The 17,353-nt window shown below is 73.7% G+C and carries 12 protein-coding genes; 8 read left to right on the forward strand and 4 right to left on the reverse strand.

Annotated elements, in window-relative coordinates; translation table 11 throughout:
• The first annotated feature begins 28 nt into the window (after positions 1 to 28).
• Both ACFV8H_RS02140 and ACFV8H_RS02145 read left to right on the forward strand, forming a co-directional pair.
• Positions 29 to 1,078, forward strand: coding sequence for a ketoacyl-ACP synthase III family protein (locus tag ACFV8H_RS02140; protein WP_380396130.1), 1,050 nt, complete (start codon positions 29 to 31; stop codon positions 1,076 to 1,078).
• Between the two features lie 7 nt (positions 1,079 to 1,085).
• On the forward strand, positions 1,086 to 1,388 hold the full coding sequence (locus ACFV8H_RS02145; protein ID WP_380396131.1) for a hypothetical protein: 303 nt from the start codon (positions 1,086 to 1,088) through the stop codon (positions 1,386 to 1,388).
• A gap of 43 nt (positions 1,389 to 1,431) precedes the next feature.
• Here the strand turns inward: ACFV8H_RS02145 and ACFV8H_RS02150 are convergent, their stop codons facing one another.
• Positions 1,432 to 2,592: a hypothetical protein gene (locus ACFV8H_RS02150; RefSeq protein WP_380396132.1), complete on the reverse strand. Its 1,161-nt coding sequence runs from the start codon at positions 2,590 to 2,592 to the stop codon at positions 1,432 to 1,434.
• Positions 2,593 to 2,956: 364 nt separating this feature from the next.
• Here ACFV8H_RS02150 and ACFV8H_RS02155 point away from each other — a divergent pair, with 364 nt between their 5' ends.
• The 5 genes from ACFV8H_RS02155 (at position 2,957) to ACFV8H_RS02175 (ending at position 12,089) form a co-directional block, all read left to right on the forward strand.
• Positions 2,957 to 3,967, forward strand: a complete 1,011-nt coding sequence (locus ACFV8H_RS02155) for a D-alanyl-D-alanine carboxypeptidase family protein (RefSeq protein WP_380396133.1) — start codon at positions 2,957 to 2,959, stop codon at positions 3,965 to 3,967.
• A 113-nt stretch (positions 3,968 to 4,080) separates the two neighbouring features.
• Complete coding sequence (locus ACFV8H_RS02160) at positions 4,081 to 4,977, forward strand: endonuclease/exonuclease/phosphatase family protein (protein ID WP_380396164.1); 897 nt, start codon at positions 4,081 to 4,083, stop codon at positions 4,975 to 4,977.
• Between the two features lie 148 nt (positions 4,978 to 5,125).
• A complete protein-coding gene (gene cseB, locus ACFV8H_RS02165; protein ID WP_380396134.1) occupies positions 5,126 to 5,872 on the forward strand; it encodes a two-component system response regulator CseB in 747 nt (248 codons plus the stop codon).
• A gap of 4 nt (positions 5,873 to 5,876) precedes the next feature.
• On the forward strand, positions 5,877 to 7,253 hold the full coding sequence (locus ACFV8H_RS02170; protein ID WP_380396135.1) for a sensor histidine kinase: 1,377 nt from the start codon (positions 5,877 to 5,879) through the stop codon (positions 7,251 to 7,253).
• Between the two features lie 645 nt (positions 7,254 to 7,898).
• Positions 7,899 to 12,089, forward strand: coding sequence for a molybdopterin-dependent oxidoreductase (locus ACFV8H_RS02175; RefSeq protein WP_380396136.1), 4,191 nt, complete (start codon positions 7,899 to 7,901; stop codon positions 12,087 to 12,089).
• Between the two features lie 67 nt (positions 12,090 to 12,156).
• On the opposite strand, the gene ACFV8H_RS02180 is transcribed toward ACFV8H_RS02175, so the two are convergent.
• Both ACFV8H_RS02180 and ACFV8H_RS02185 read right to left on the reverse strand, forming a co-directional pair.
• Entirely contained in the window at positions 12,157 to 13,245 is a 1,089-nt protein-coding gene (locus ACFV8H_RS02180) for an alpha/beta fold hydrolase (RefSeq protein WP_380396137.1), read from the reverse strand.
• An 11-nt stretch (positions 13,246 to 13,256) separates the two neighbouring features.
• Positions 13,257 to 14,543 carry an esterase/lipase family protein gene (locus tag ACFV8H_RS02185; protein ID WP_380396138.1) on the reverse strand — a complete coding sequence of 429 codons (1,287 nt, stop codon included), beginning with the start codon at positions 14,541 to 14,543 and terminating at the stop codon, positions 13,257 to 13,259.
• A 255-nt stretch (positions 14,544 to 14,798) separates the two neighbouring features.
• On the opposite strand from ACFV8H_RS02185, the gene ACFV8H_RS02190 reads away from it, so the two are divergent.
• Positions 14,799 to 16,136, forward strand: a complete 1,338-nt coding sequence (locus tag ACFV8H_RS02190; RefSeq protein WP_380396139.1) for a GH1 family beta-glucosidase — start codon at positions 14,799 to 14,801, stop codon at positions 16,134 to 16,136.
• 533 nt (positions 16,137 to 16,669) lie between these two features.
• Here ACFV8H_RS02190 and ACFV8H_RS02195 read toward each other — a convergent pair.
• Positions 16,670 to 17,299: a winged helix-turn-helix transcriptional regulator gene (locus ACFV8H_RS02195; RefSeq protein ID WP_380396140.1), complete on the reverse strand. Its 630-nt coding sequence runs from the start codon at positions 17,297 to 17,299 to the stop codon at positions 16,670 to 16,672.
• Positions 17,300 to 17,353: the final 54 nt, after the last annotated feature.

Below are 17,353 nucleotides of genomic sequence, written 5' to 3' on the forward strand. Positions count from 1 at the left end.
CCCGTCTCCCCCGCAGAGAAGGATCTCGATGACCGACGAGCTGTACATCGCAGGTTGCGCCTCCTGGCTGCCGCGGGCCGTCCCGGTCGCCGAAGCGGTCGCGTCGGGAGCGTTCCCGGAGAGCGAGGCCGTCCGGACCGGAATGCAGGCGGTGCGGATCGCCGCCGAGGAGGACTCGGCGGCGGACATGGCCGCGCGCGCGGCCCGGCTCGCCCTGCGGCGCGCCGGACGCGACCCTGCCGAGATCGGGCTGCTCCTGCACGCCACCCTCTACGACCAGGGCCACGACCTCTGGGGCGCGGCCTCGTACGTCCAGGCCCTGGCGTTGGGCACCGGACCGTCGGCCTGCCCGGCCGTCGAGATCCGTCAGGTCTCCAACGGCGGCATGGCCGCCGTCGAACTCGCCGGTGCCTTCCTGCGGGCCGGCGGGTCGTCGGCCACTGCGCTGCTGACGGCCGGGGACGTCTTCTGCCCGCCCGCCTTCGACCGCTGGCGTGCAGACCCCGGGACGGTCTACGCCGACGGCGGCGCGGCCCTCGTCCTCGCGCGGAGCACCGGCTTCGCGTGCCTGCGTGCCCTGGTCACGGTCTCCGATCCGGGGCTGGAGCGCATGCACCGCGGAGACCACGCCTTCCGGCCGCCCGCCGACGGCGGCGTCCGGAGGGTGGACCTGGAGGAGTGCAAGGAGCAGTACCTCGCCCGGCACGGGATGCGGGCGACGGTGGAGCGGGCCGCGCGCGGGCAGCGCTCGGCCGTGGAGGGCGTCCTGGCGGAGGCCAAGGTCGAGCTGGCCGACATCGCCCGGTTCGTCCTGCCCCACCTCGGCCGCCGCAGGCTGGAGTCGGCGTTCTTCCGGCCCTTCGGCATCGCCCCGGAGCGGACCACCTGGCCGTGGAGCCGAGGCGTGGGCCACCTGGGCGCCGGCGACCAGTTCGCCGGACTGGCCCGGCTGGTCGAGGACCGCCAGGTGGGCCCCGGAGATCTGGTGCTGCTGCTCGGTGTCGGAGCGGGATTCACCTGGTCCGCCGCCGTGGTGGAGATCCTCGAAGTCCCGGACTGGAGCGCCCCGGAGAGGTGAGGTGCGGATGTCCCTGAGAAGCGTCGGTAGCGGCGACGACACCGAGGACGACGGCACCGAGGACGACGGCACTGGGAACGACGAGGCCCCCGTCGTGCGACCGGCCGTCGTCCTACGCGATGCGCAGGCGGCCCCTCGGGCCGATGTGTCGGCGCTCCCGCAGCGCCCACCGGGCCAGCTCCCGGCGAGCTTCGGCCAGCTGTTCCAGCAGATCGGCGCCGAACTCGCGATCGGCCTGACCCTCCGCCGTGGGGGTCGCCCCCGGGGCGGGCGGGGCGGGGGCGAGGGTGGGGTGGGTCAGGGGGTGTAGCCGGCCCGGCCGTTGGTGACGGTGGCGTCCGCCGGCGTCGCGCTCAGAGGGTGCCGGTGATGAAGACGTCGAGGGCCTGGGTCACGACGTCGATCGGGTTCGCGAACGCCCTGCTCTGATCGACGGTGCCGGCGAAGTGCATGCCGACCGGGTTGCGGTTGTCGTCGTCGGTCCAGACGATCGCCCCGGAGTCCCCGAGCGCGGCGAACGGCCCGAGGTTTCCGGTGATCGCGAGGGAGCCGGAGAAGAAGGCGGAGTTGCCTCCCGGGTAGTCGGCCCAGTGCGAGGCACCCACCTCCTGGACGGTGCCCGCGGTCACCTCCGTCGTCCGCCCGCTCTTGCCGACCGCCAGGCCGACCGTCGCGGCCGCGGTCGTGGAGCTGATCGCGAGTTCGAACGTCCCGCCCGGCCCCCGGGCCAGGACGTTGCGGCTGACCTTGGCCGGGTCCGCCCATGCCGTCGCGCAGTCCACGAGGTTGACGGGCCCGCCGAAGGTCACCGGGACGAAGCGTTCCAGCACGGCGATCAGGTCGTCCGGGCAGACCCCGAAGTCGCCGGTGGCGGGCTGGTCGACGCAGTCCCCGAGCTGCCCCAGGTTGCTGTTCGCGAGGACGTGGTTGCAGCTGAGGATGAGCGTCCGCTGGTCGCGCGGGGACGACCGGCCGGTGGTCAGGCAGCCCAGCGTGCCGAAGCCGAAGCCGAGGGCGTTGGGGTTGCCGAGCACCGACGCGCCGCCCGGCGCCGGACGCTGCCGCAGCTCGAAGGTGTGAGCCTCGATCGGCCCGGTCACGACCGGGACCACGACCACTCCGGGTGACGCGGCGGCGCCGACGCCCATGCGCTCGACGAGCACCGCCCTGACGTCCTCGGCCGTCCTCGGCCTGGCCAGGTAGACCGTCAGCGTCGGCCGCCCCGGCCCCACGGCAGTGCCGGCCGGGCCGCGCTCCGGCGGTGCGGACCTGCCGATGCCGATCCCCTGGATGTTGGTCAGCTCGGTGACGTCGTCCGCGGAGCGGGCTCCGCTGCGCTCGTCACCCTGCCCGCTCAGGATGCCCTCGATCGCGGCCCGCGCCTCCAGCAGCTCCGGCGGGAGCTCGGCGGGGTCGAAGCCGGGGACCTCGGGCAGGCCGTTCGGCGGTCGCAGTTCGACGCCCTCGCCGGACCGTGCGAAGTCCTCGGGCGGTGGCTGAATGGGCCCTGACATGGGAAGAGCTCCTCACGGATTCCAGGTCGCCAGGAATCCGGATGGCCGTCATCACTACGACCATGCTCCCATCCCGGCAACTCGTCCGCCTCCGCACGGGTGTGCTCCCGGATGGCGTCGGGGCGGGCCGAGGCGCGTCGGCGGCCGCCGGTACACGGCTGATACACGACTGCGCGCCGGTGGAAGTCCCGCTCCGACCGGGCGGAAGCGCCGGTCGCGGAGGCTGTGGGCACACCCGGTGGCCGTCGGCGGCACCGGGGCCCGTGTCCCTCTGCTCCGGGAGGCAGCCGTCGTGTCCGTCGTTTCGAAAGTCCGCACGAACCATGAAGGCCGAGACGGTCGTGCCGGGTCCGGCCGGGGCCGGGTGCCCCGCCGCGGGGTGCTGTGGGCGCTCGCCGGGGTGCTGGTCGCCGGTGCCGGCGGGGGTGCGCTGGCCGCCCTGCCCGACGGCGGCCCGGGCGCGGGCCCCGGTGCGGGCGGGGACGCCAGGGCGGACGGGGCGTTGGTGCTCCCGGCGCCCGAGGCCGTCGCCGACCTCGACCTCCCGTGGCCGACGGACGGGCAGGCGGCCGTCGCCGTGGCGAAGGCCGGCGTCCTCGGGGTCAAGGGGCCGCAGCAGCAGCCGGTGCCGATCGCGAGCGTCACCAAGGTGATGACGGCGTACGTCGTCCTGCGGGACCACCCGCTCAAGGACGGCGAGGACGGGCCGACGATCACGGTCGACGCGCAGGCCGCGGCCGAGTCGGTCTCGGCGAGCGAGTCCACGGCTCCCGTCACCGAGGGGCAGCGGCTCACCCAGCGCAAGCTGCTGGAGGTGATGCTGCTCCCGTCCGCCAACAACGTGGCCCGGCTGCTGGCCCGTTGGGACGCGGGCAGCCAGGAGGCGTTCGTGAACCGGATGAACGCGGAGGCGGCCCGGCTGGGGATGACCGGCACGACCTACACCGGGGCCAGCGGCTTCGAGGCCACGACCGTGTCCACCGCCGCCGACCAGCTCAAGCTGGCCCGCGAGGCGATGAAGGAGCCGGCGCTGCGGGCCACCGTGGCCCTGCGCAGCACCACGCTCCCGGGGCGGGCCGAACCACTGCGGAACACCAACACGCTGCTCGACCGCCCCGGGGTGGTCGGCTTGAAGACCGGGTCGAGCACACCGGCGGGCGGCAACCTGATGTGGGCCCTGGAGGTCCCGGACGGCAAGGGCGGCTCGGGTCGCCGGCTCGTCTACGGGGTGGTGCTCGGGCAGCGCGCGGGCACCACGCCCACCGAGGGCCTGCGGGCGGCGCTGGAGAACAGCGGCCGGCTCGTCGACGCCCTGCGGCAGAAGCTGCCGGGCGCCCTGGCGGCGCTCGACGGCGGTCAGCGGGAGTGGGCGTGAGCGCGGGCAGCGGGGCGGCTCCGGTGGTGCCGGCGGCGGCCTCCAGGACCGGCTGCCGTCGTCCGGTCCACCGTCCGGCGCGGCAGGCGCGGCAGCGACGGCCGCGCGGGCGGCTGATCGTCGTGGCGGCCGTGCTCTGCGCCGCCCTGATGGCCCTGAACGCCCAACTGCCCAACGGCGTCGGCCATCTCGGCAGCCTCTGGCAGACGGTGCTGCCCTGGTCGGGCGCGGCCGTCGCGCCGCTGCTGCTCCTGGCGGCGGCCCGGCGGTCCGTCCTGGCGGCGGCCGCCGTCCTCGTCCCCGCCCTCGTCTGGACCGTGCTCTTCGCTCCCGCCCTCGTCGACAAGCGCGCCGGCGGCGGGGACCTCACGGTGGTCAGCCACAACGTCAACGAGGAGAACCCCGACCCGCGCCGGACGGCCCGCGCGCTGGCCGGCTCGGGCGCCGACGTCGTGGCGGTGGAGGAGCTGGCGAGCCGGGCGCAGGAGACCTACCGGCACGAACTGGCCGCCGCCTACCCCTACTCCGAGGTGCGGGGCGGCGTCGGGCTGTGGAGCAAGTACCCGCTGGAGGCGGTGGAGCCGGTGGAGATCATGCCCTGGACCAGGGCGCTGCGCGCCACCGTCCGGACCCCGAAGGGGCCGGTGGCCGTCTACGCGGCGCACCTCGCCTCGGTCCGGGTGCACCCGGTCGCCGGTTTCACCACGGCCCGCCGCAACGAGGCGGCCGCCAGGCTGGCCGAGGCCGTACGGGCCGAACGGCTCCCGCGGGTCGTCGTCCTGGGGGACTTCAACGGCTCGGTCGACGACTCCGCGCTGGACGCGCTCACCGGGCCGCTGCGGTCGGCCCAGCAGGAGGCGGGTGACGGCTTCGGCTTCACCTGGCCGGCGTCGTTCCCGGTGGTCCGGATCGACCAGATCCTGGTGAAGGGCATCACCCCGCGCTCGGCGTGGACCCTGCCCGACACCGGCAGCGACCACCTGCCGGTCGCCGCGACCCTGCGGCTGTGACCGGCCGCCGCCCGACCCCCGGCAAGCCGTCCGGCCGCCGCCCCCGGGCCGCCCCGGGCATCCTCGGCGCCGCACCCCGTCCGGCTACGATCGGTGACCAGTGAGCTCGAACGAGCGCGAATCCCCAGGCCACGACACGGGAGAACTCTTGTCCGGAACCCGCGTACCCGACCCGGTCAGCGTGCTGGTCGTCGAAGACGACGCGGTCATCCGCCGCTCGGTCCAGCTGGCCCTGGAGCGCTACGGGTACCAGGTCGAGGTCACCGGGGACGGGCTCGACGGCCTGGAGGCCTTCCGGGCCGGGGCGCACGACGTGCTGATCCTGGACGTGATGCTGCCCGGCCTCGACGGCATCGGCCTGTGCCGGCGGATCCGCGAGGAGGGCCTCACCCCGATCCTGATGATGTCCGCCCGCGGCGACGCGCTCGACGTCGTGGCCGGACTGGAGGCCGGCGCCGACGACTACGTGGTCAAGCCCGTGGACATCCCCGTCCTGGTCGCCCGCATCCGCTCCCTGCTGCGCCGCGCCACCTTCCACCGGGAGCCGGCCGCAGAGCGCGCCCAGGAGCCCGCGCCGGAGCGCCCGCAGGACACGCGGCCCGGGCCGGACCTCCTCGTCTTCGGCGACCTGACCATCGACCTGCGCGGCCTGGACGTCCGGCTGGACGGCCGGGCCGTCCCCCTCACGCCCACCGAACTGCGCCTGCTGCTGGCCTTCGCCGAGAACCCCGGTGCGGTCCTGGACCGCCGCCGCCTGCTGCGCGACGTCTGGGACTACGGCTGGGAGGGCGACACCCGGGTCGTCGACCTCTGCGTGGTGCGGCTGCGCAAGAAGATCGGCGCCGACCGCATCGAGACCGTCCGGGGCTTCGGCTACAAGCTCGTCCGGAGCTGACCGGATGACCGAGCGAACCCGCGACCCGCGCCGCCGTGAGCCGCGAACCCCCGACCCGCGCCGCCGCCGCCGCGACCTGTGGCGCCTCAACCCGCGCTCCCTGCGCTGGAAGATCGCCGCCCTGGTCGCGCTCGCCTGCTGCACGGTCGCCGCGACGATCGGCCTGCTCGTCCACCGGGCGACCGCGGAGCGCGGCGACCGGACCGGACGCGACCGCGCGATCGCCCAACTGAGCTCCGCCGAGAAGGAGTTCACCCGCACCGGCCGCCGCCCCGACCCCGCCGACCTCCAGCCCCCGGCCGACCTGCCCGGGCCGCTGGCGCACGCCGTCGCGAACCTGCGGACACCGGGGGAGTACGCCCTCTGGTACGACGTCAAAGCGCCCAACTGGTACTGGATGTGGGCGGCCGTACCCGTCGGCGACAACCAAGTCCTCACCGTCCGCACCGACATGAGCGCCGAGGTGCGCAACCTCCAGCTGCTGGACCGGAACATGGTCAAGGCCGCCCTCGTCGCCCTGGCCGTGATCGTGCCCGTCACCGCGCTCGCGGCCGAGCAGATGAACCGGCGGCTGCGCCACGGCTCCCGGACGGCCCGCCGGATCGCCGACGGCGAGCTCGACGCCCGGATCGGCCGGCGGGGCCGCGCCCGCGACGAGATCACCGAGATGTCGGCGGCCGTGGACGAGATGGCCGGGACCCTGCAAGGGCGGCTGGCCGCGGAGAAGCGCTTCACCGCCGACGTCGCCCACGAGCTGCGCACCCCGCTGATGGGCCTGGTCACGGCGGCCGGACTGCTGCCCGAGGACGACGAGGCGGCCGATCTGGTCCGTACCCAGGTCCGCACCCTGCGCGGCCTGGTCGAGGACCTGCTGGAGGTCTCCCGGCTCGATGCCGGGGCCGAGCGGGCCAGGCTCGACGAGGTCCCCCTCGGCGACCTCGTCGCCCACGCGATCGGGCAGGCGGGCGGCGACACCCGGTTCCGGCCGGCGGCCCCCGCCGTCGTCCGCACCGACCCGCGCCGGGTGGAGCGCATCGTCACCAACCTGGTGGCCAACGCCCACCGGCACGGCGCCGCCCCCGTCGAGGTCGCCGTCACGGGCAGCCGCATCACGGTGCGCGACCACGGCCCCGGTTTCCCGGCCGACCTCCTCGCCCACGGGCCGCAGCGCTTCCGCACCGGCGCCGCCGAACGCGGCCAGGGCCACGGCCTCGGCCTCACCATCGCCGTCGGCCAGGCCGCCGTCCTCGGCGCCCGCCTGACCTTCACCAACGCCCCGGACGGCGGAGCCCTCGCCACCCTCGACCTCGCCACCCTCGACCTCGGCCACCCGGAGGGTCCGGACGTCCCGGAGGAGCGGGAACGGCCGGACAGCGTCTGAGGAGGTAAGGCCGGCTGCCAGGCCGCGTCGCCGAGGTGCGACAGCTCGTACGAGAAGATCGCCGCCTGGGTGCGGTGGTCGAGTTGCAGCTTCGTGAGCAGCCGGGACATGTACGTCCGCACCGAGGAGGCCGTGACGTCCACGGCGATCCCGGCGGGCAGGGCACGGGCATCGGCCTGGGCGAGGGCCAGCGCGGGGAGGTCCACCGGCTGCTCGCGGCCGGGGCGGTGGGCGTCGACGCGGGCGAGCAGCAGCAGGTCGTCGACGAGGTCCTGGAGCTGCTCGGTGTCCTTGAGCGCCTCGGCGGCCGTCCCGGGCCAGTCGACGCCTGTCGGAGACCTCCCGGCGCAGGGCCTCCACCGGGGCCGGCACCCGCCCCAGCGCGCTCCAGGAGGAAGCCGCCGGCAGCCGCCGGGTGATCCGGCCTTCACCGGGCGGTCCCGGACCCCGCCCGCTCCCGGGCCCTCCTCACAGCCCGGACCAGGGGCGGTGCGGGGCCCGTAACGCGACCGAAGCGATCACCGTCGCCGGTTGCAACACCCGGTTCCTACGGTGACTTCCGGCCGGAGTACGGTATCCGGCTGCTGGTTGCCGGCGGACGCGACCGGCGGTGCCACGGCACTCGTACGGGTGAGGGGGGCAACGATGGCGGGGACGGACAGCAGCCGGGTGCGGACGGTCTGCTCGTACTGCGGGGTCGGCTGCGGGATCGTGCTGGACCTGGAGCAGGACGCGGGCGGCCGCCGGACCGTCGCGAAGGTGTCCGGTGACAAGGCGCACCCCGCCAACGGCGGCCGGTTGTGCACCAAGGGCGCGACGCACGCCGACCTGCTCGCCGCGCCCGGGCGGCTGGAGACGGCCCTGATGCGCACCGCCCGCGGCCGGCCGCGGGAGCCCGTCGACGTGGAAGCGGCGGTGGCGGCGGTGGCCGACGGGCTGCGGGCGGTCCTGGACGAGCACGGCCCCGACGCGCTGTCGTTCTACGTCTCCGGGCAGATGAGCCTGGAGGCCCAGTACCTGGCGAACAAGCTGGCCAAGGGGTTCGTCCGGACCACCGGGATCGAGTCCAACTCCCGCCTGTGCATGGCCAGTGCGGGCAGCGGCTACAAGCTCTCGCTCGGCGCGGACGCCCCGCCCGGCTCGTACGCCGATTTCGACAGCGCGAACGCGTTCCTCGTCATCGGCGCCAACATGGCGGACTGCCACCCGATCCTCTTCCTGCGGATGGCGGACCGGATCAGGTCCGCCGGTGCGAAGCTCATCGTCGTCGACCCGCGCCGCAACGCCACCGCCGACCGGGCCGACCTCTTCCTGCAGATCAGGCCCGGCACCGACCTCGCCCTGCTGAACGGCCTGTTGCACCTGCTGGTCGAGAACGGGCACACCGACGAGGAGTTCATCGCCGAGCACACCGACGGCTGGGACGGCATGCCGGGTTTCCTGGCCGACTACCCGCCGGCCACCGTCGCCGGGATCACCGGCATCCCGGAGGAGGACATCCGTACCGCCGCCCGGTGGATCGGCGAGGCCGGCGACTGGATGAGCTGCTGGACCATGGGCCTCAACCAGTCCACCCACGGCACCTGGAACACCAACGCCCTGGTCAACCTGCACCTGGCCACCGGCGCGATCTGCCGACCGGGAGCCGGCCCGCTCTCCCTGACCGGCCAGCCCAACGCCATGGGCGGCCGCGAGATGGGGTACATGGGGCCCGGCCTGCCCGGCCAGCGCTCCGTCCTCGTCGAGGCCGACCGCGCCTTCGTCGAGGACCTCTGGGGCATCACGGCGGGCACGCTGCGTGCCGAGACCGGGCGCGGCACGGTGGAGATGTTCGAGCGGATGGCCGCCGGCGAGATCAGGGCCTGCTGGATCATCTGCACCAACCCGGTCGCCTCGGTGGCCAACCGCAGGACCGTCATCGCCGGCCTGGAGGCCGCCGAACTCGTCATCACCCAGGACGTCTTCGCCGAGACCGAGACCAACGCGTACGCGGACGTGATCCTGCCCGGCACGCTGTGGGCGGAGTCCGACGGCGTGATGATCAACTCCGAACGCGGCCTGACCCTCGTGCCCGGCGTCGTCACCCCACCCGGCCAGGCCACCGCGGACTGGCAGCTGATCGCCCGCGTCGCCTGCGCGATGGGCTTCGCCGACGCCTTCACCTACGCGAACTCCGAAGAGGTCTTCGAGGAGATCAAACAGGCCTGGAACCCGAACACCGGATGGGACGTGAGGGGCGTCACCTACGAGCGGCTGCGCCGGACGCCGGTGCAGTGGCCCGCCGCACCGGGCGGGCCCGACCGCAACCCGATCCGCTACCTCAACGACGGGATCAGCCAGGCCCTCCTGGAACGGGAGGACGGCACCCGGCCGAGACTGAACTTCCCGACCGCGAACGGCCGCGCGCAGTTCTTCCCCCGACCGCACCTGCCGGCCGCCGAACTCCCCGACGACGACTACCCGTTCGTCCTCAACACCGGCCGGTTGCCACACCAGTGGCACACCCTCACCAAGACCGGCAAGGTCGCCAGGCTGAACAGGCTCGATCCGGGCCCGTTCGTCGAGATCCACCCCGAGGACGCCGCCGCGCTGGACGCCCGGGACGGGGACCGCATCGAGATCGCCTCCCGCCGCGGCCGGGCGGTGCTGCCCGCCGTCGTCACCGACCGCGTCCGTCCGGGCAACTGCTTCGCCCCGTTCCACTGGAACGACCTCTTCGGCGAGTACCTCGCCGTCAACGCCGTCACCAACGATGCCGTCGACCCGGTGTCCTTCCAGCCGGAGTTGAAGGCCTGCGCGGTGTCGATGCGGGTGGTTGCCGCTCCTGTTGCCGTTCCTGCTGCTCCTGTTGCTGCCCCGGCTCCGGTGGCGACCGGCAGCCCGTCCGCTGCCGTGCCGGCCCTCGCCGCGCTGCTCGGAATCGGCGACCTCACCCCGCCCGCCCTCACCGAACCGGAGCGCCGCTACCTGTCCGGCTACCTGTCCGGAATCGAACTCGCCCCGCCCGGCGGGGTTCCGGTGCTTCCCGCGGACGCCCCCCTCGGCCCGGCGACGGCACAGTGGGTCAACGGTCTGACGGCCGGGATGTTCTCGCGGACCACCGCCCCGGTCGTGCCCGTCCCCGGGCCTGCCGCGCCGGTCCCCGAGACGTCCGTGCCCGTCCCCGGCACGACCGCCGATCCGGCCCGGAGCCTCCTCGTCCTGTGGGCCTCGCAGACCGGCACCGCCGAGGAGTACGCCGCCACCGCCACCGCCGCCCTGGCCGAGGCCGGCCGCACCCCGGCCCTTCATGCCATGGCCGACGCCACTCCCCGGCAACTCACCTCCGACACGGACCTGCTGATCATCACCAGCACGTTCGGCGACGGCGACGCCCCGGACAACGGCGCCCGCTTCTGGCAGGACCTCGTCGCTCCGGGCGCTCCGCGCCTGGAGGGCGTGCGGTACTCCGTGCTGGCGTTCGGCGACTCCAGCTACGCCGACTTCTGCGGCCACGGTCGCCGACTGGACGAGCGCCTCGCCGAACTCGGGGCCACCCGCCTGCACCCGCGTACCGACTGCGAACCCGACGACGACGAGCCCGCCTCGCACTGGCTCGACGAGGTCACCGCCGCTCTCGCCAGGGCGGGCGCCGCGGTGGGGCCCGGTGGGGGAGTCCCGGCCGAGGTGGTGCCGACCGCCGCGCTCCCCTCCTTCGGCCCGGCCGTACCCGTCACGTACTCGAAGTCCGCCCCCTTCGCGACCCTCCTGATCGGCAATCGGGTGCTGAGCCGGTCCGGATCGCGGAAGGAGGTACGGCAGTTCGCCTTCGACACCCGCGGCGGTGAACTCGCCTACGAGGCCGGTGACGCTCTCGGCGTCTGGCCCTCGAACGGGTCCGCGCTCGTCTCCGAGTGGCTGGCCCTCACCGGTCTCGATCCCGAGGAGACCGTCCAGCTGCCCGGCGACGCAGGGATCCCCCTGGGCGAGGCCCTGCGGACCCGACTCGACATCACCCGCCTCACCCCGGACCTGCTCGGGTTCGTCGCCGAGCGGACGGGGGACCGCCGGCTCAGGCGGCTGCTGCGGCCCGGCAACACGGGCGAACTGGCCAAGTGGAGCTGGAGCCGGCAGGCCGCCGACGTCATCGGAGAGTTTCCCGTCAAGGCTTCCGCCGCGGAGTGGGCGGGCGTGCTCAAGCGGCTCCAGCCCCGGCTGTACTCGATATCCTCCAGCCCGCTGGTGCACCCGGGCGAAGTCCACCTCACGGTGTCCGTCGTCCGCTACACCAACGACCTCGGCCGTGATCGCGCGGGCGTCTGCTCCACCTACCTCGCGGACTGCGCCGACGACGGCCCGGTCCAGGTCTTCGTCCAGCCTTCCCGCCACTTCCGACCGCCCACGGCCCCCACCACCCCGATGATCATGGTGGGCCCGGGGACCGGCGTCGCGCCGTTCATCGGGTTCCTGGAGGACCGGCGCGCCCGCGGCCACACCGGACCGAACTGGCTGTTCTTCGGCGAGCAGCGCGAAGCCACCGACTTCTACTACCGGGAGGAGTTGGAGGCGTACCGGGCCTCCGGTCACCTGGACCGCCTCGACGTCGCGTTCTCGCGCGACCAGCGCAACAAGGTCTACGTCCAGGACCGGATGCGCGAGCACGGCGCGCGCCTGTGGCGCTGGCTCCAGGAGGGCGCCCACTTCTACGTGTGCGGCGACGCCGGCCGCATGGCCAAGGACGTCGACGGAGCCCTGCGGGAGATCGTCGTGGCCCACGGCGGCATGGACGAGGAGACGGCCGCCGCGTACGTCCGTCAACTCGCGAGCGACAAGCGCTATGTCCGTGACGTCTACTGATCCCGCCGCGCCGGCCGTGCGGACCCGCCTCGGGCAGTGGGCCTGACGGCGCCTCCCGGAGCCGCCGTCAGGCCTCGCCCAGCACCTCCACCAGCGCGGTCAGGAACTCCTCCAGCCGCTCCAACTGCACGCTGTGCCCGGCCCCTTCGACGGCGACCTCGCGCACCCGCCCGCCCGCGGCGGCGTAGCGGTCCAGGACGGCGCGGGTCTGCGCCACCATCGGCTGAGCCGGGCAGGTGTCGGCGCCGGGCCAGCCCGGGACGGCGCCGATCGCCCCCAGGTGGGCCAGGTCGAAGAGCGAGGTGTCGGAGACGATCACGTCGGCGGTGCCGCGGATCCACAGGACCGGCGGCTTCGGTTCGACCGACTCCAGGTCGTCGATCCGGAAGTGGGTCGGCGCCATCGAGTTGAGCACCCCGCGGTCGCCGGGCCGGAAGCCCGGCCAGGCCCCGCTCGGACGGCTGTCGCCCGGGTAGTGGTCCTCGCCGGTCCGGGTGGTCAGCATCGCCGCCAGGTAGCGGGCCGGGTCCGGCAGCGGCTCGCTGACGTAGGCGGTGTTCAGCACGGAGAGCGGCGCGAACGGCGACCCGGAGCCCGTTTCGCCCTCGCCCAGCAGCCGGACGAACTCGGGGGCCGCGCCGCCGGCGCCCGAGCCCGCCCCGTCGGGGGAGTTGAGCCGCCCGTCCGCCCCGTGGGTGCCGCCGAACCCGTAGGGGGAGACGGGATTGACCAGGGTGAGCGTACGGACCAGCTCCGGGTGGTCGCGCAGCAGTTGCAGCGCCACGCCGCCGCCCATGCTCCAGCCGACCAGGTGGACCGGGCCGAGGACCAGCGCCCGGAGGTAGGACAGCAGGTCCTCGCTGTGGTCGCGCAGGCCCCGGGTGGCGTCCACCGGCAACGGCTCGGTGCCGCCGAAGCCGCGCAGGTCGGGTGCCAGCGGGCGGTAGCGGTCGGGGAGCGCGGTCATGGTCGGGTGCCAGAAGGCGCCGGAGGAGACGTTCCCGTGCACCAGGACCACGGGTTCCCCGGTGCGGCCCTCGATCTCGGCGTGGTGCACGGTGAGCCGGTCGGTGGTGACCAGCCGCTCGGTGACCAGTCGGTCGGTGGTCGGTCGCTCGATGGTCGGTTGCTCGATGGTCGGTCGCTCGGTGGTCATCCGGATCGTCCTCAGTTCAGCCAGCCGGCGACCTGCGCGCCCGCGGCGCCGTCCCAGCCGAGTTGCAGGTGGTTGGCGAGGGGGATCAGCGCGGTGCCGCCGACGGTGCCGAAGCCGGTGGTGTCCAGCGCGCTGGACACGAACACCACGCCGTCGCTGGGCCCCCGGTTCTCGTTGAAGATCCCGACGATGCTCGGCGTGCCGCCGGCCAGGAGGTACGCCGTCACCGAGGAGGGCACTCCGGCCCGGTGCAGCGGGGCGATCAGCGAGCCGGCGTCGATCGCGGCCTGGATGCCGCCGCCGTCGGTGTAGAAGCCCTGCCCGCCGTAGTAGGTGGTGTACCAGTCCTGTTGGGTCTGGTCGACACCGAACACCGAGTCCCAGCGTGCCAGCATCTGCCGCTGCCCCGGGTAGTCGTCGTAGCCGCCCGTCGCTGTGAAGGAGAACTCCGGGTGCGCGGTGTAGGTGCCGTAGCAGGTCATGCGCAGGTGCGGGGACGGGGCGTTGACCGCGCCGCCGCACTGCGGCCAGATCGAGAAGTCGTGCGCCCACCCGTGCGCGAACGGGTAGTCGTAGCCGCCGTTCGGGCCGCCGAGGGTGATCAGCTTGCGCACGTCGCCCGCGTACGGGCGGCCCCAGGAGGGCTTCACCGAGGAGACGTAGGCCCGCGCGGACATCTCGCCCTTGCTCCAGCCCACCACGTCGACCTGCGGGACGCCCAGTTTGGCGCGGATCAGCGCGACGGCGTCGCCGACCTCCTGGGCCTGCATCAGGTTGTCGCCCTGCTTGTGGGCGAACCCGATCGCGAACACCCGGTAGCCCCGCCCGGCGAGGTTCTGCATCAGCCCGGTGTTCGGGCAGGAGGCGGAGCCGCAGCCGTACCCGCCGGACTCGCCGGGGTTGGCCCAGGCCCGGTCCGGGTTGTCGTTGGCGCCGTGCACCAGCAGCACCGGGACCGGGTGCGCGCCGGTGTTCCAGCCGGGGGCCGAGTAGAGCAGGAAGCGGCCGGAGTAGGGCTGCTTGACGCCGCCGAAGAAGGTCAGCCGCTGCCCGTCCTGGTCGCCGCGGCCGTCCGGCGGGTACTGCTCCTGCCGGAAGCCGGCGGTGGTGTCGAGGTAGCGCTCCACGCGGTCCCAGCCGTTGGCGACGGTGCCGTAGGTCGCCTCCAGGGTCAGGTTGGCGGGCACCGCTGCTGCCCGCCCCGCCGGGGCGACCACCCCCACCAGCGCCAGCACGGTCGCGAGCAGCCAACCCGCGCCTCTGCGCCTACCACTGCTTCTCCCCGAGCCGTGTTCCATGCCGCGTCCACTCCTCCGCATCGCGCCGCCGGTTCGCGACACCCTACGAACGCCGGAGTGCCCCTCCCTATGGCGGCGAGCCATACCCCGGCCACCCCGCTGTGGTCGCCGACCACATGGTCAGGACGCGAACCCGGGCGACCCGCCACGACGACACCCGGGCCTCGCGCCGACCGGGTCCTCTGGTGTTCCGCCGCCCCGCCGGTAACATGAGTACCCCTCACGTTTCCATCGCGTTCGCGCCAGGAGGCTGTCATGCCGGACCGCTACGACCTGCCGGCGGGGTTCCGCTGGGGTGCCGCCACCGCCGCCTACCAGATCGAGGGGGCGGTGACGGAGGACGGCCGCGGCCCGTCCGTCTGGGACACCTTCACCGCCCGCCCCGGGGCCGTCCGCGACGGCCACACCGGCGCGGTCGCCTGCGACCACTACCACCGCTACCCCGAGGACATCGCCCTGATGAAGGGCCTCGGGCTGGACGGCTACCGCTTCTCCCTCGCCTGGTCCCGGATCCTGCCCACCGGCAGCGGGCCCGTGAACCCCGCCGGACTCGCCTTCTACGACCGCCTGGTGGACGCCCTCCTGGAAGCCGGCATCACCCCGCTGCCCACCCTCTTCCACTGGGACCTCCCGCAGGCCCTGGAGGACCACGGCGGCTGGCTCAACCGCGACACCGCCCACCACTTCGCCGACTACGCCGCCGTCGTCACCGACCGCCTCGGCGACCGCGTCCCCACCTGGATCACCCTCAACGAGCCCTTCGTCCACACCGTCTTCGGCTACGCCCTCGGCACCCACGCCCCCGGCCGCACCCTGATGTTCGAGGCCCTCCCGGCCGCCCACCACCAGCTCCTCGCCCACGGGTTGGCCGCCACCGTCCTGCACGACCGCGGCCTGGAGGTGATGCTCTCCAACAACCTCACCCCGGTCGAACCGGCCACCTCCTCACCCGAGGACGCGGCCGCCGCCGCGGCCTACGACGCCCTCCACAACCGCCTGTTCACCGACCCCGTCCTCCTCGGCCGCTACCCCGACCTCTCCGCCCTCGGCGTCCCCGACGACATCTACGGCGCCGTCCACCCCGGCGACCTCGACCTCATCCACACCCCCGGCCTCGACGCCCTCGGCCTCAACTTCTACAACCCCACCCGCGTCGCCGCCCCCACCGACCCCGGCCTCCCCTTCGACCTCGTCGACATCCCCGAAGCCCCCCACACCGCCTTCGGCTGGCCCGTCGTCCCCGACGCCCTCCGCCAACTCCTCCTCCACCTCCGGGACTTCTACGGCAAGGCCCTCCCACCCCTCACCATCACGGAGAACGGCTGTTCCACCGCCGAGGACCTCGACGACACCTTCCGCATCGACTACCTCGCCACCCACCTCGACGCCCTCGCCGCCGCCACCGCCGAAGGCCTCGACATCCGCGGCTACTACACCTGGTCCCTCCTCGACAACTTCGAATGGGCCGAGGGCTACCACCAACGCTTCGGCCTCGTCCACGTCGACTTCGAGACGCAGCGCCGCACTCCGAGGGCCTCGTACGCGTGGTACCGCGACCTGATCGCGGCCCATCAGGCCCGGCACCGACGCTGAGGCTGTGAGCCGTACAGGTACGTCCGGCTTGGGGGCGGGCCGCGCAGGCTCAGGGGTGTTGGACCGATATGCCGCGCGCGGAACTGAAACCGCCGCCACGGGTTCCGGCCACCGGGGCGAGGCGTGCCGTCCGGCCCGGGGACAAGTCGTGCAGTCTCCAGCACGATCCACACCGCCCCCTCACGGAACTCGGCGTCGTCGCCACGTCGCTGACCCGCCCTCAACTCCACATCGGGTCAGAGCTCCACGTTACGAGGGGAAGCACAGCGCAGACCTCTCCGGGAGTCCGGCACGGTCCGCTGCTGGGGTCATCGGGCAGTCGGGGAAACGGACATCCGCGCCATCTCCCGGCCGCTCTCGTCCTCCACGAGCACCACCGCTACGGCCTGGCGTGGTACGGCCGTCGTGATCCTCATGTGCACGGTCTCACCCTCGGGGATGCGCACGCCGCCGCCCAGGGCGCGATTCCCGGCGGCGTGGGCGGTCAGCACACGGTAGGTCCGACCGGGATTCAGACCGGTCAGTACCACGGTTCAGCGGGGCAGGATGCGCAGTACTGCCTCGCGATTGCCGCTGAGCTGCAGGCCTTGCTGTACCGCGGTGCTCAGATCGAGGTCGCCGAGCAGGGTCGCGGCCAGCAGGTGCGGCGGTCCGGTCAGGGACGCGGTGGGGTGGTCGACCCGGCCGGCGTGGGTGTGCACCGAGCCGTCCTTGACTTCGATGACCAGGTCTTCGTTGCCGTCGGCGTGCAGTTGCAGGGCGATTGCCGGCTGGTCGGGACGGTGGTCGGTCAGTGCCCGGGCGGGCATGTCCAGCCAGTGGGTGCGGAAGGTGTCGCTGCCGGCCGGCTCGCGCAACAGCGGAATTCCCCATCGGCTCAGTTCCTGCAGCACCGGCTCCAGCGCGCGGCCACGCTCGGTGAGGGAGAACAGGGTGGTGGCCACCGGCGGCGGGGCGGCCTTGCGGTGGATCAGGCCGGCTTCCTCCAGTTCGCGGAGCCGGTCGACCAGCAGATTACTGGCGATCCCGGGCAGCCCGTTGCGCAGGTCGGTGTGCCGGCACGGACCCAGGGCGAGCAGTTCGCGGACGATCAGCAGGGTCCACCGGTCGCCGATGGTGTCCAGTGCTTTCGCGATGCCGCAGAACTGCCCGTAGGTGCGCATGCCACCACCCTACCTTGCGGCGTTGAGATTCAGAACTCTCTTGTTGACTTTCTC

The organism is Kitasatospora sp. NPDC059827 (genome assembly GCF_042731675.1).
Classification (GTDB): Bacteria; Actinomycetota; Actinomycetes; order Streptomycetales; family Streptomycetaceae; genus Kitasatospora.